Origin of the sequence: Pseudonocardia alni (assembly GCF_002813375.1) — a bacterium.
In the GTDB taxonomy this organism is placed as follows: domain Bacteria; phylum Actinomycetota; class Actinomycetes; order Mycobacteriales; family Pseudonocardiaceae; genus Pseudonocardia; species Pseudonocardia alni.
In genome coordinates this window covers 331,645-344,508 of record NZ_PHUJ01000003.1, presented here as the reverse complement: position 1 = coordinate 344,508, position 12,864 = coordinate 331,645, and the positions used below count along the sequence as shown (strand labels likewise).

Annotated in this window: 10 protein-coding genes; 6 read left to right on the top strand and 4 right to left on the bottom strand. The window is 74.3% G+C overall.

The features are described 5' to 3' along the window. Positions 1-11: 11 nt before the first annotated feature. Both ATL51_RS02810 and ATL51_RS02805 read right to left on the bottom strand, forming a co-directional pair. Complete coding sequence (locus ATL51_RS02810; protein ID WP_100877564.1) at positions 12-1,541, bottom strand: acyl-CoA carboxylase subunit beta; 1,530 nt, start codon at positions 1,539-1,541, stop codon at positions 12-14. After that, positions 1,538-2,674: an acyl-CoA dehydrogenase family protein gene (locus ATL51_RS02805; protein ID WP_100877563.1), complete on the bottom strand. Its 1,137-nt coding sequence runs from the start codon at positions 2,672-2,674 to the stop codon at positions 1,538-1,540. Before ATL51_RS02805 ends, ATL51_RS02810 begins: the two co-directional genes overlap by 4 nt. A gap of 121 nt (positions 2,675-2,795) precedes the next feature. Between ATL51_RS02805 and ATL51_RS02800 the strand changes: the two genes are divergently transcribed. Continuing rightward, complete coding sequence (locus tag ATL51_RS02800) at positions 2,796-3,404, top strand: TetR/AcrR family transcriptional regulator (protein ID WP_100877562.1); 609 nt, start codon at positions 2,796-2,798, stop codon at positions 3,402-3,404. 37 nt (positions 3,405-3,441) lie between these two features. On the opposite strand, the gene thrS is transcribed toward ATL51_RS02800, so the two are convergent. Next, positions 3,442-5,502 carry a threonine--tRNA ligase gene (gene thrS / locus ATL51_RS02795; protein ID WP_100877561.1) on the bottom strand — a complete coding sequence of 687 codons (2,061 nt, stop codon included), beginning with the start codon at positions 5,500-5,502 and terminating at the stop codon, positions 3,442-3,444. A 113-nt stretch (positions 5,503-5,615) separates the two neighbouring features. Here thrS and ATL51_RS02790 point away from each other — a divergent pair, with 113 nt between their 5' ends. From ATL51_RS02790 to ATL51_RS02775, 4 genes are all read left to right on the top strand, one after another. Next, positions 5,616-6,623, top strand: coding sequence for an LLM class flavin-dependent oxidoreductase (locus ATL51_RS02790; RefSeq protein WP_167409952.1), 1,008 nt, complete (start codon positions 5,616-5,618; stop codon positions 6,621-6,623). 29 nt (positions 6,624-6,652) lie between these two features. Next, positions 6,653-7,024, top strand: a complete 372-nt coding sequence (locus ATL51_RS02785; RefSeq protein WP_301548864.1) for a nuclear transport factor 2 family protein — start codon at positions 6,653-6,655, stop codon at positions 7,022-7,024. Between the two features lie 800 nt (positions 7,025-7,824). Continuing rightward, positions 7,825-11,028 carry a transglycosylase domain-containing protein gene (locus ATL51_RS02780; RefSeq protein ID WP_301548863.1) on the top strand — a complete coding sequence of 1,068 codons (3,204 nt, stop codon included), beginning with the start codon at positions 7,825-7,827 and terminating at the stop codon, positions 11,026-11,028. Positions 11,029-11,067: 39 nt separating this feature from the next. Continuing rightward, a complete protein-coding gene (locus ATL51_RS02775; protein ID WP_073574628.1) occupies positions 11,068-11,280 on the top strand; it encodes a hypothetical protein in 213 nt (70 codons plus the stop codon). An 11-nt stretch (positions 11,281-11,291) separates the two neighbouring features. Here the strand turns inward: ATL51_RS02775 and ATL51_RS02770 are convergent, their stop codons facing one another. Then, on the bottom strand, positions 11,292-12,185 hold the full coding sequence (locus ATL51_RS02770; RefSeq protein WP_100877558.1) for a LysR family transcriptional regulator ArgP: 894 nt from the start codon (positions 12,183-12,185) through the stop codon (positions 11,292-11,294). A 75-nt stretch (positions 12,186-12,260) separates the two neighbouring features. Here ATL51_RS02770 and ATL51_RS02765 point away from each other — a divergent pair, with 75 nt between their 5' ends. Continuing rightward, positions 12,261-12,857, top strand: a complete 597-nt coding sequence (locus ATL51_RS02765) for a LysE/ArgO family amino acid transporter (RefSeq protein WP_301548862.1) — start codon at positions 12,261-12,263, stop codon at positions 12,855-12,857. Positions 12,858-12,864: the final 7 nt, after the last annotated feature.

Sequence of the window (12,864 nt, the reverse complement as noted above, 5' to 3'; positions counted from 1 at the left end):
CTCTCGCAGATCTACACAGGGCTGATCAGGTGGTGCCGACGCCCGGTCGTGCGGGTCCAGCCGTCGGCGTCGTTCATCCGTGCGACGAGCTCGGCGCGCAGCTCCCCCGGTGCGACGACGGCGTCGACGACCAGGTCGCTCCCCATCCGCAGCAGGTTCACGTCCGCCTCCTGCTCGGCGGTGCGAGCCGCGACGTAGGCGGCCCGCTCGCCGTCGTCGCCGATGGCGGCGATCTTGTTGGCGTACACCGCGTTCACCGAGGCCTCGGCCGCCATCGGGCCGATGGTGGCGGTGGGCAGCGCGAGGGTCGCGCGGGGTTCGAAGCCGGGGGCGCACATCGCGTAGTAGCCGGCGGCGTAGGCCTTGCGCAGCACCACGGTGAACTTCGGGACCTCCGCCGAGGACATCGCGGCGATCAGCTTCGCGCCGTGCCGGATGATCCCCTGCCGCTCGACGTCCACCCCGACCATGAATCCGGGAACGTCCTGCAGGAACACCAGCGGGATCCCGTAGGCATCGCACATCGAGACGAACCGGGCGGCCTTGTCGGCGGAGTCGACGAAGATCGCGCCGCTGCGGACGTCGGGTTGGTTGGCCACCAGGCCCACGACCCGCCCCTCGAGCCGGGCCAGTCCGACGACGATCTCCCGTGCCCACCGGGCCTTGATCTCGAAGAAGGTGCCCGCGTCGACGACGCCCTCGATCACGTCGCGCACGTCGTAGGCCTGGTTCGGATCGGGTGGCACGACCTCGCCGAGCACCCGTTCCGGCGGGACCGGCTCGGCGCGGGCGGGCGAGGACCGGTAGTCGTCGGGCAGGTAGGACAGCAGCAGACGGGCGGCCGAGACGGTCTCCCAGTCGGAGCCGAACACCTCGTCGCCGCAGCCGGAGACCGAGGCGTGCATCTGTGCCCCGCCCATCTCCTCCAGGGTGGTGCGCTCACCGGTGACCTTCTCGGCGACCCGCGGGCTCGCCAGGTACATCGAGGCGTTGTGCTCGACCATCCCGACCCAGTCGCAGAAGGCGGGCATGTAGGCCCCTCCGGCGGCAGAGGGGCCGTGCAGGCAGCAGATCTGGGGGACCCGCCCGGAGAGCCGGACCTGCAGGTGGAAGATCGCCGAGGCACCACGCCTGCCGGGAAAGAAGCCCATCTGGTCGGTCAACCGGCCACCCGCGGAGTCGACCAGGTAGACCACCGGGAGCAGATCGCGGTCCGCGCGTTCCAGGATCCGGATCTGCTTCTCGCACGTCAGCTCCCCCCAGGACCCGGCCTTCACGGTGAAGTCGTGGGCGATCACAGCGACCCGGCGGCCGTCCACCCGGCCGACCCCGGTGACGACACCGTCGGCGGGCAGACCGTCGGCCGCCACCGAGGCGAGCAGACCGTCCTCGACGAACGTGCCGGGGTCGAACAGCACCCGCAGCCGGTCGCGCACCGCCATCTTCCCGGGCCAGCGGGAGGCGTCTCCCCCGGCCAGCGCCCGCTCCCGGGCCGCGGTGACGTCGGCCCGGGTCGGCGCGCCGGTGGTCGAGGCGCTCATCCGGCGGTCCCCTTGGCGAGGATCTCCAGCTGGATCTCGTCGGTTCCGCCCCCGATCCGCAGGATCCGGGCGTCGCGGTAGTGCCGGGCGACCGGGGACTCCTCGACGAACCCGGCTCCGCCGAACAGCTGCACCGCCTCGTCGACGATCCGGTTGGCCGCGATCGCGGCCACGTACTTGGCCCGGGCCACCGAGGTCTGCGCCTCCGGGTGCCCCGAGGAGAGCCGGGCCGCGGCCCGGTGGGTGAGCAGCCGGGCCGAGTCCAGCTCGATCTCCATCACCGCGACGCGGTGCCGGATCGTCTGCAGCCGGGCGAGCGGGGCGCCGAACGCCTCGCGCTCGCGGACGTAGGACCGGACCAGGTCCAGGCACTCCGCCGCGTGGCCCAGCCCCATCCCGGCCAGCGCGATCCGCTCGAGCTGGAACCCCTCCATGATCTGGTGGAAGCCGCGGTTCTCGGTACCCACGACGTCCCCGGGGCCGACGGCGACGCCGTCGAGGACCACCTCGCGGGTGTCCGAGGAGTGCCACCCCATCTTGCGCAGCGGGCGGCCCACGGACAGGCCCGGCGCGTCGGTGGGCACCGCGAACAGGGTGATCCCCGAGTGCCGGGGCCCGCCGGTCCGTGCGGCGACGACCAGCACGTCGGCCAGCCCGGCGTTCGTGATGAACATCTTGCGGCCGTCGATCGTCCAGCCCCCGCCCGCGGGCCGGGCGGTGCTGGTGATGCCGGCGACGTCGGAACCGGTCCCCGGCTCGGTCACCGCGATCCCGGCCATCGCCTCGCCCGCGGCGAGCGGGCCGAGCCAGCGCCGCTGCTGGTCGGGGCTGCCGTGGCGGACCAGGTGGGGCGCCGCCATGTACCCGCTGACCAGCGCGGTCACCGCGATCCCGCCGGTGGCTCTGCTCAGTTCCTCGGCCAGCAGCGCGACGGCCAGGGCGTCCGCGTCCGAGCCGCCGTGCTCCTCGGGGGTGGCCAGCCCGAGCAGGCCGGCCGCGCCGAGACGCTTCCACAGCTGCATCGGGATCGCCCCGGCCTGCTCGGCCTCCTCGACCAACGGCCGGATCTCACGGTCGGTGAAGTCCCGACAGGTCCGCCGGAACGCCTCGTGCTCCTCGTCGAGCTCCCACATCTATGGCGCGCCTCACAAAATCGACCGACCGGACGGTCGAATAGTGGGACGACCGGGCAGCCCTGTCAACCCGCCCCGGGGCTACCGTGAGCGGGCCCGACTGCACGACGGAAGGAACCCGATGGCCGGCACGGCCCTGACCAAGGCGGACGCCCGTCGGATACGCGTCCTCGCGCTCTCGGCCGAGATCTTCTCCCGGCGCGGTTTCCGGGCGACGTCGATGAACGAGATCGCGGCCGCGGTCGGGCTGTCGAAGCCGACGCTCTACCACTACTTCAGCAGCAAGGAGGAGCTGTTGGTCCGGCTCTACTCCGACGTACTGGACGAGAGCCTGGTGCTCGCCCGCGAGACCCTCGCCGCCGCGGGCTCACCGCTGGAGGCGATCCGCGACCTGATCGCGTCCCGGGTCGCCTACACCTGCCGGCACCAGTCGCTGCTCAAGGTCTGCTTCGAGGAGGAGCACGAGCTGCCGGTCGAGCTGGCCGGCGAGGTGCTCCGGCGACGGCGCGCGTTCGAGGACGTCTTCCTCACCGCGCTGCGCGACCACCTCACCGCGCACCCCGGCGCCCTCACCGGGATGACCCCGAAGGTCTACATGAACATGTGCCTGGGCGCCGCGAACTGGACCTACAAGTGGTACCGCCCGGACGGGAGGTCCACTCCGGAGGAGCTCGGCGCCGGCATCGCCCGGTCGCTGACCACCGCGATCGACCCGGACGCCCGCGGGTGACGGGGTGCGCCCGGGCCGGTACCCGGGCGCACGACCGTCAGGACGCGGGGAAGGTCTCCGCGGTCGGGGAGACGTTGCTGCGCGAGGACACCCACGCGGTGATCGCCGCGACGGCCTCGTCGACCGGCACCGCGTTGGTCTGCGAGCCGTCGCGGAAGCGGAAGCTCACCGCGCCGGCCTCGACGTCGCGACCGCCCACGAGCAGCAGGAACGGCACCTTCTGCAGCGTGTGGGTGCGGATCTTCTTCTGCATCCGGTCGTCGCCGGAGTCGACGTCGATCCGGATGCCCGCGGCGCGCAGCCGGGCGGCGATGCCGCGGACGTAGTCGTCCTGGGCCTCGGTGACCGGGATCCCCACCACCTGGACGGGGGCCAGCCACGCCGGGAAGGCGCCGGCGTAGTGCTCGGTGAGCACGCCGAAGAAGCGCTCGATCGAGCCGAACAGCGCGCGGTGGATCATGACCGGACGCTGCCGGGAACCGTCGGAGGAGGTGTACTCCAGCTCGAAGCGGTCCGGCAGCATCAGGTCGACCTGGATGGTCGACATCTGCCAGTAGCGGCCGATCGCGTCGCGGGCCTGCACCGAGATCTTGGGCGCGTAGAACGCGGCGCCGCCCGGGTCGTCGTGCAGGGTCAGCCCGAAGCTCTCGGCGGCGTCGCGCAGCGCCTGGGTGGCCTCGGCCCACGACTCGTCGGAGCCGATCGACTTCTCCGGGTTGCGGGTCGACAGCTCCAGGTAGAAGTCGTCGAGGCCGTAGTCGCGCAGCAGGTCCAGCACGAACTGCAGCAGGCTGCGGATCTCACCCTGCATCTGCTCACGGGTGCAGTAGATGTGCGCGTCGTCCTGGCTGAACCCGCGGGCCCGGGTGAGGCCGTGCACCACACCGGACTTCTCGTAGCGGTAGACGGTGCCGAACTCGAACAGCCGCAGCGGCAGCTCGCGGTAGGACCGTCCGCGCGAGGCGAAGATCAGGTTGTGCATCGGGCAGTTCATCGGCTTGAGGTAGTAGTCGACGGCCGGCCGCTTCAGCTCGCCGTCGGCGGTGTACTCCGCGTCGAGCTGCATGGGCGGGTACATGCCCTCGGCGTACCACTCCAGGTGCCCGGACTTCTCGAACAGCGCGCCCTTGGTGGCGTGCGGGGTGTAGACGAACTCGTACCCGGCCGCGGCGTGCCGCTCGCGGGACAGGTCCTCCAGCTCCTTGCGGACGACGCCGCCCTTGGGGTGGAAGACCGGCAGGCCCGACCCGATCTCGTCGGGGAAGCTGAACAGGTCCAGCTCGCTGCCCAGGCGGCGGTGGTCGCGCCGCTCGGCCTCGGCGATGCGCTCCAGGTAGGCGTCGTGCGCCTCCTGCGACTCCCACGCGGTGCCGTAGATCCGCTGGAGCTGGGCGTTGCGCTGGTCGCCCCGCCAGTACGCGGCGGCCGAGCGGGTCAGCGAGAACGCCGGGATGAACTTGGTGGTCGGCAGGTGCGGGCCACGGCACAGGTCCGACCAGACGACGGCGCCGGTGTGGGCGTGCACGTTGTCGTAGACGGTGAGCTCGCCGGAGGAGTCGACCTCCATGACCTCCCCGCTGTCGACGGAGTCGTCCGTCGACTTCAGGTCGATCAGCTCCAGCTTGTAGGGCTGGTCGGCCAGCTCGGCGCGGGCCTCGTCCTGCGAGGCGTAGCGACGGCGCTCGAAGCGCTGCCCCGCCTTCACGATCTTCTTCATCGCCGACTCGATCTTCTTCAGATCCTCGGGGGTGAAGGGGGTGTCGACGTCGAAGTCGTAGTAGAAGCCGTCGGTGACCGGCGGGCCGATGCCCAGCTTGGCCTTCGGGAACAGCTGCTGGACGGCCTGGGCGAGCACGTGCGCCGCCGAGTGCCGGATGACGCTGCGCCCCTCCTCGGTGTTCGCCGGGACCGGGACGACCTCGGCGTCGGCCTCGGGGACCCAGGCCAGGTCGCGCAGGGCACCCTCGGCGTCGCGCACGACGACGATCGCCTCGGGACCGCTGGTCGGCAGCCCGCCCTCCCGGACGCGCGCGCCGGCGGTCGTCCCGGCCGGCACCCGGATCGGGGCGGACGCGGGCGGGGCGGACGGTGCGGACACGGGGGTGCCTCCAGAGGTGGTGCGAACAGATGGACCTCCGATGCTAGTCGGGGGCCGCGAACCGGTTTCGACCGCCGGGAAGACGCCCGGCGGGTGCGGGTGTTGCAGCCGTCGTGGTCCCTCTCTCCGTGCTCGACCTGGTCCCCGTGGCCGACGGCTCGTCGGCCACCGACGCGCTGGCGCACAGCACCCGCCTGGTACGACGGGCCGAGGAGCTGGGCTTCACCCGCTACTGGGTCGCCGAGCACCACGGCATGCCCGGGATCGCCAGCTCGTCGCCGCCGGTGCTGATCGCGCACCTGGCCGGGGCGACCGGGCGGATCACCGTCGGCTCGGGCGGGGTGATGCTGCCCAACCACCGCCCGCTCGTCGTCGCGGAGCAGTTCGGCACCCTCGAGGCCCTGCACCCCGGCCGGATCGACCTCGGCATCGGGCGCGCCCCGGGCACCGACCCCCGCACCGCCGCCGCGCTGCGCGGGACCGGAGCCGACCGGCTGCACGCCCCGGACGACTTCCCCGACCAGCTCGTGGAGCTCGCGGCCTACTTCCGTGGCGACGCCGGTGTGCTCGCCGTACCGGCCGTGGGGAACGCACCGACCATGTGGCTGCTCGGCTCGTCGGGCTACTCGGCGAAGGTCGCCGGGATGCTCGGGCTGCCGTTCGCCTTCGCCCACCACTTCTCGGCCGCGAACACGCTGCCCGCGCTGGAGCTCTACCGCGAGCACTTCCGGCCCTCGGCGCTGCTGGCGCAGCCGTACTCGATGATCGCCGCCGCCGTGACCTGCGCCGACACCGACGAGCGCGCCCGCGAGCTGGCGCTGCCCTCGGCGCTGCAGTTCCTGCACCTGCGCCTCGGCGATCCGCGCCCGCTGCCCGGCCCCGACGAGGTCGCGGCCTTCGACTGGACCGACCCGGCCCGGGCGTTCGTCGAGCAGCGCCACGCCGACCAGGTCATCGGCTCGCCGGAGACCGTGCGCGCCGGCGTCGAGGAGCTCGTGGCCCGGACCGGGGTGGACGAGCTGATGGTGACGACCTCGACCTTCCGCGGCGAGGACCGGCTGCGCTCCTACGAGCTGCTGGCCGGCGCCGTCGGCCTGCGTCCGGCGGCCGCGGCCGCCTGACCCGGGGCGGGTGGGGCATGATCGCCGGCGTGAACGACGCCGCCGCCCGCTTCCGGGCCGCGATCGAGGCCGGAGACCTCGACGCGGCCGTCGCCCTCTGCCGCGACGACGTCGAGTTCCGCTCGCCCGTCGTGCACCGCCCCTACCGGGGCCGGGAGGCGTTGCGCCCGATCCTGGGCGCGGTGTTCACCGTCTTCGGCGGGTTCCACTATGTCGCCGGGTACTCCGGCGACGACGGGCACGTCCTCGAGTTCGCCGCGACCGTCGGGGAGCGCGAGGTGCAGGGCGTCGACATCCTGCGCACCGACGAGGAGGGCCGGATCCGCGAGCTCACCGTGCTCGTGCGGCCGCTGTCGGCCGCGGTCGCGCTGCGCGACCGCATGGGCCCGCTGCTCTCCTGACCCGTTGCCGCAGGTCGGCGTCGGGGTTGCCGCCGCCCGTCGATCGACGACGGCCGGTCGTCCCGCCGGATGCGGCCGTCCGGCCGTCCGGCGCTGGGCCGCCCGCGCGTCGTCGCACGCAACCGGCCGTTGCTCGACGCAGTGATCGTGTCGCCTGTGCATCCCTTCGGCCGCGGGCACGATGGTCCGCATGCCGCACCATGATCGGGCGATCCGGTCACGGAGCGCGCCATCACCCCGCTGACGTGCCGACATTCGAGTGACGTCGATCAGGTGGGCACAACGCCGCCCTCCGGTCCCTCGTTGACACAGCGAACTCGTTGACCGGGTGAGACCACGCCACCGTCCGGTTCCGCCGGCCGTCGACCAGAAGGGAGAGCCGGTTGCCCGCAGGCCCGCCCCCACCGCCGCGGTCGCGCCGCTCCCCCGGGTCCGATTCCCACGGATCGACCGGTTCCGGTCGTGCGGTCGACACCGAGGAGCGCCCGACCGGCCGGCACGGCAGCGACCAGGTCGCCCGCGCCGACTCCGGCGCTTCGGCACGGCACGGCGCCCCCGCCGGTGGACGGCGCGCGCGGTCCGCCGAGCCGGAGGCCCGTTCCTTCGCCGACGTCGTCCGGTCGACCGGGTCGACCGGACGTTCCGGCCCGGACGGGGCCCGCGGCACCGGGGAGGACGGCGGCACCGGCCGTCGGCGCTCCCGGCGGGCCGGCGAGGCCGCTCGCGCGACCGCCGCCCCCGGTACCGGGGCCCCGGCGGACGGCGCCCCCGCGCACAGCGCTCCCGCGAACGGCGCTCCCGTGAACGACACCTCTGCGAACGGCTCGGGCAACGGCTCCGTGGGCAACGGCTCCGTGGGCAACGGCTCCGTGGGCAGCGGCTCCGGCACCCCCGGCTCCGCGGGCAGCGGCTCGGGCGGCAGCGGCCCCGGCTCCGGCGTCAACGGCTCCGGGGGCACCACGAAGGTCGGGCTGCGCGTGCGCGGCGGCACCGTGCCCCGCGAGCCCGGCAGCACCCCGCGGCCCGGCACCACCGGTGCGACGCCCGCGGGCCCGCCCCCCGCGGCCGAGCCCCGGCACACCACCGGCCCGCAGCGGCGCCCCGGCGCCGGCGGACCCGGCCGCCCGGGCCCCGCACCGTCGTTCCCGGCCGGGCAGCCCACCGCGCCGGCGCCGGCCGGGCCGGTCGACCGCCCGGGGGCCGGGGCACCACGATCCGGCACCGGCGACACCCACGGCGCCGCGCCTGCCCCAGGGCTCCGGAACACCGGGCCGCACGCCCGGCCCCGCCCCGCCCCGGCGGCGCCGAGCGCCCCCGGCGCCGGTCCGCAGGGCGCCGCGCCCCGCCCCGCGCAGCACCCGTCGCTGCCGCCGGTCCCCCGGCCCGCCGTGCCCCCGACCGGTACCGCCCGGCCCGGCCCGGCCTCCGCCGCCACCACGGCGGCCACCGCCGGGGTCACCGCTGCGGCCACCACGGCCGTCGCCGCGCCCTCGGCACCGTTCCCGGGCCCGGCGGTCCCGCACGGCACCGCCGCGACCACCCGCACCGGCCGCCGTCGTCGTCCCGAGCCGGACGAGGGCGCGGAATCCACGACCGACGCCCTGCCCGCGCGCACCGGCGGTCGCCGCCGCCGTCCCGGATCCGGCGACGCCGCGACCGCGCTCGCCCCCACCGCCGAGGCCCCGACCGGGCTCGTGCCCGCCACCGCCCCGCGCGGCGACGGCGGTGCGCCCACCGCCCTGGTCACCGCCCCCGGCGACGGGGCGGACACCGAGTTCGTCGACGCCGCGGCCCCCGGCCCGCGCCGCCGGCGTCGCGCCGAGCCCGACGGGCCGTTCGACCGGGTCATCGCACTCGTCGGGCCCGGCGTGGGCGTCGTGCGCCGCCGCCTCGGCATCCTCGACGCCGACCAGAAGGCAGCCCTCACCCCCGAGGAGCGCCGGACCCGGCGTCGCCGGCAGGTCCTGTACTCGCTGGTCGGGACGGCCGCGTCGATCGTGCTGCTGCCGCTGCTGCTGCTCGGGCTCGGCTGGCTGCTGTTCCCGATCCCCAGCACCGACGACGCGGTGCAGAACCAGATCGCCACCGTCTCCTACGCCGACGGCGGCCAGCTCGCCCGCCTCGTGCCCGAGCAGGGCAACCGGATCAAGGTCGGGATGGACGCCATCCCGGTGCCCGTGCGCGAGGCCGTGCTGGCGGCCGAGGACCGGTCGTTCTACTCGAACCCGGGCTTCGACTTCACCGGCATCCTGCGGGCGATGGTCAACCAGCTGACCGGCGGCGTCGGCGGCGGGTCGACGATCACCCAGCAGTACGTCAAGAACACCCTGGTGGGTAACGACGCGACGTACTGGCGGAAGTACAAGGAACTGATCGTCTCGCTGAAGGTCTCCGGGCAGAAGTCCAAGGACGAGATCCTCAACGACTACCTCAACGCCATCTACTTCGGCCGCGGCGCCTACGGCATCGAGTCCGCCAGCCTCGCCTACTACGGCAAGCCCGCGGCCCAGCTGACCCCCAGCGAGGGCGCACTGCTCGCCGGGATCATCCAGTCGCCGTCCAACTGGGACCCGGCGAACTCCCCGGACCGGGCGAAGCAGCGCTGGAACTTCGTCCTCGACGGCATGGCCGCCCAGGGCTGGATCTCCCAGGCCGACCGGCAGGCCGCCGTGTTCCCGCAGACCATCGCGCCGGCGAACACCTCGCGCTCGTCGTCGCTGACCGACGCCCGCGGCCACATCCTCAACGCGGTCCGCTCCGAGCTGGGCTCGCTGGGCATCTCCGAGCAGGCGTTCGCCCAGGGCGGCCTCCAGGTGACGACGACGATCGACCCGCAGCGCCAGCAGCAGCTCACCGACTCGGTCGAGCAGAAGCTGCGCGGCGAGCCGGAGCTGCTGCGCACCGGCGCGGTCGCGATCGACCCGCGCACCGGCGGCATCCTCGGCTACTACGGCGGGCCGAACGGCACCGGCCTGGACTACGCCCAGGTCATGAAGCAGCCCGGGTCGACGTTCAAACCGTTCGCCGTGCTCGCCGGGCTCCTGAACGACCCGCCGATCGGTCTCGGCACCACCTTCGACGGGTCCGAGCGGCCGGGGCTGCGCAACGCCGAGGGCGCCAACTGCCCGCGCTGCGACCTCAAGCAGGCGATGACGATCTCCAACAACGTCGTCTTCACCAAGCTCGCCGCGCAGGTCGGGCCGCAGAAGGTCGCCGACGCCGCGCGCCTCGCCGGCATCACCGCGCCGCTGGAGAACCCCGACGCGCGGCTCCCGCTGGGCAACAAGGAGGTCACGCCGGTCCAGCTGGCGTCGGCCTACGCCACCATCGCCGCGGGGGGTGTCTGGCACGCCCCGCACATGGTGTCCAAGGTCGTCGACTCCGACGGGCGGGTGCTCTACGAGTACCAGCCGGGCGAGGGCGAGCAGCGCTTCCCCGAGCAGGTGGCGCGCAACGTCGCCGAGGCGATGATGAACGTCGTCGACAACGACGGGCTGCAGCTGCCCGACGGGCAGGAGGCCGCCGGCAAGACCGGCACCGTCCAGTCCCGCTTCGAGGGCCAGAACAACGACGCCTGGTTCGCCGGCTTCACCCCCGGGATCGCGACGGCCGTGTGGGTCGGGACCGACCGCAACGACCCGATCCAGGACTCCGCGGGCCGCCCGATCAACGGCGCCGACCTGCCCGGATCGGTGTGGAAGGCGTTCATGTCCGACACCGTGCGCGCCACCGGCACGGCCGAGTTCCCCGCGTTCAGGCCGATCGGCGAGTCGCCCTCCACCCTGGCGCCCAACGAGCCGACCGCCCCGCCGACGCCGACGAGCACGCCGTCGGCCGAGCCCACGCCGGAGCCGACCGCGGACCCGGTGGCCCCCACCGATCCCCCGGCCCCGGTCGAGCCGACCGGTGTCCCGGAGACGACGGGCGACCCGGTGCCCGCCCAGCAGGACGACACGCAGCCGGGCGCCGACGCGGGCCGCGCCGCCGACCCGACCGTCGGCTGATCCGCCCCGTTCGCGCCGCGGCCGGGCTACCGTGGACGGGTGACCGGTGACCATCACTTCGAGGTGGTGGCCTGGCGGGCGGACCGCAGGCTCACCCTCTACGTGCCGGGCATCGAGGCGTCGACCACCGTCGACGACCCCCGGGTGGCCGAGGACGCGGTGCGCGACCTGATCGCGGACCTCACCGGCGTCGACCGCGGGGTCATCACCTGCGACATCCGGCTCGGACGCCCCTGGCGGTCCGGGATCTGAGACCTCCCGGGTCAGCGGGCCGGCGGCACCAGGATCGTCGCCGCCGCCGCGCACACCGACTCGGTGAGTGCGTCGAGCACCGTGGTGCTGAGCTTCCAGTGCTGCCAGTACAGCGGGACGTCGAGGTGGCGCTCGGCGTCGAGCAGCACGAGCCGCCCGGCGGCCGCGGCCTCCCGGGCCGGGCCGTCGGTGAACATCCCCCAGCCCAGACCCGCACGGATCGCGTCGTGGTAGCCGTCGGCGGCGGGCACCCGGTGCGCCGGGCCGGTGCACGGCCGGTGGGTGAGCCCGCGGACGAACCGCGTCTGCAACCGGTCCTTCGGCCCGAAGTCGACCCGCGGGGCGAGCGGGAACGCCTCGGCCGGGTCCCGCCCGGCGAACCACCGGTCGTACACCGGCCGGGCGGCGACGGGCCGGTAGCGGGTCGCGCCCAGCGGCCGGACCGTGCAGCCCTGCACCGGCGCGGACGACGTCGTGACCGCCCCGACCACCGAGCCCTCCCGGAGCAGGGCCGCGGTGTGCTGCTCGTCGTCGACGTGCAGGTCCAGCCGGACCCCGTACCGGGCGGCCAGCGGGACCACCGCGGACAGGAACCAGTGGGTCACCGAGTCCGCGTTCACCGCGATCGGCAGGTGCGTGCCCGCGGTGTCGGCGCTGCCGAAACCGGCCTCGACCTCCCCCTCGAGCACCGCGATCTGGCGGGCGAGCCGCAGCAGCGCGGCGCCCTCCTCGGTGGCGACGCAGGGGCGCGTGCGGCGCACCAGGATCCGGCGCGCCTGCCGTTCCAGGGCCTTGATCCGCTGGGACACCGCGGACGGCGTGATGGACAGCCGCGCGGCGGCGGCGTCGAACCCACCCTCCTCCACCACGGCGCTCAGGGTGGCGAGCCGCTCCCGGTCGTACATGAAGCGATTCTACAGTTCATGACGTTCTTTCAGTTGCTGACGTCTTCCTGGCGCGGTCGGCCTAGCGTCGGTGACGTGAGTGTGCTGGCGGGATTCGGGACGGGACTGTCGCTGATCGCGGCGATCGGGGCACAGAACGCGTTCGTGCTGCGGCAGGGGCTGCGACATGAGCACGTCCCGGCGGTGGTGGTGTTCTGCGTGCTGGCCGACCTGGTGCTGGTGACCGCGGCGGTCGCGGGCGTCGGGCTGGTCGTCGACCGGGTGCCGGGCCTGGTCGAGGTGGTGCGCTGGGGCGGCGTCGCGTGGCTGACCGGCTACGGCCTGCTGGCGCTGCGGCGCGCCCTGCGTCCCGCCGGTCTCGACACCGACGTCCGCGGCGCGGCGCGGCCGCTCGTTCCCGTCCTGGGGAGCGCCGCCGCACTGACCTTCCTGAACCCGCACATGATGCTGGACCTGCTGGTGCTCGGGTCGCTGGCCGCTGCGCACGGCGACGACGGCCGGTGGGCGTTCGGCGCCGGGGTGGTCGTGGCCAGCCTGACCTGGTTCTCCGGGCTCGGCTTCGGCGCGGCGCGGCTCGCCGGGCTGTTCGCCCGGCCGACGGGGTGGCGGGTGCTCGACGGCGTGGTCGCCACGGTGATGCTCGGCCTCGCGGTCGCGCTGGCCGCCGGGTGAGGAGTGG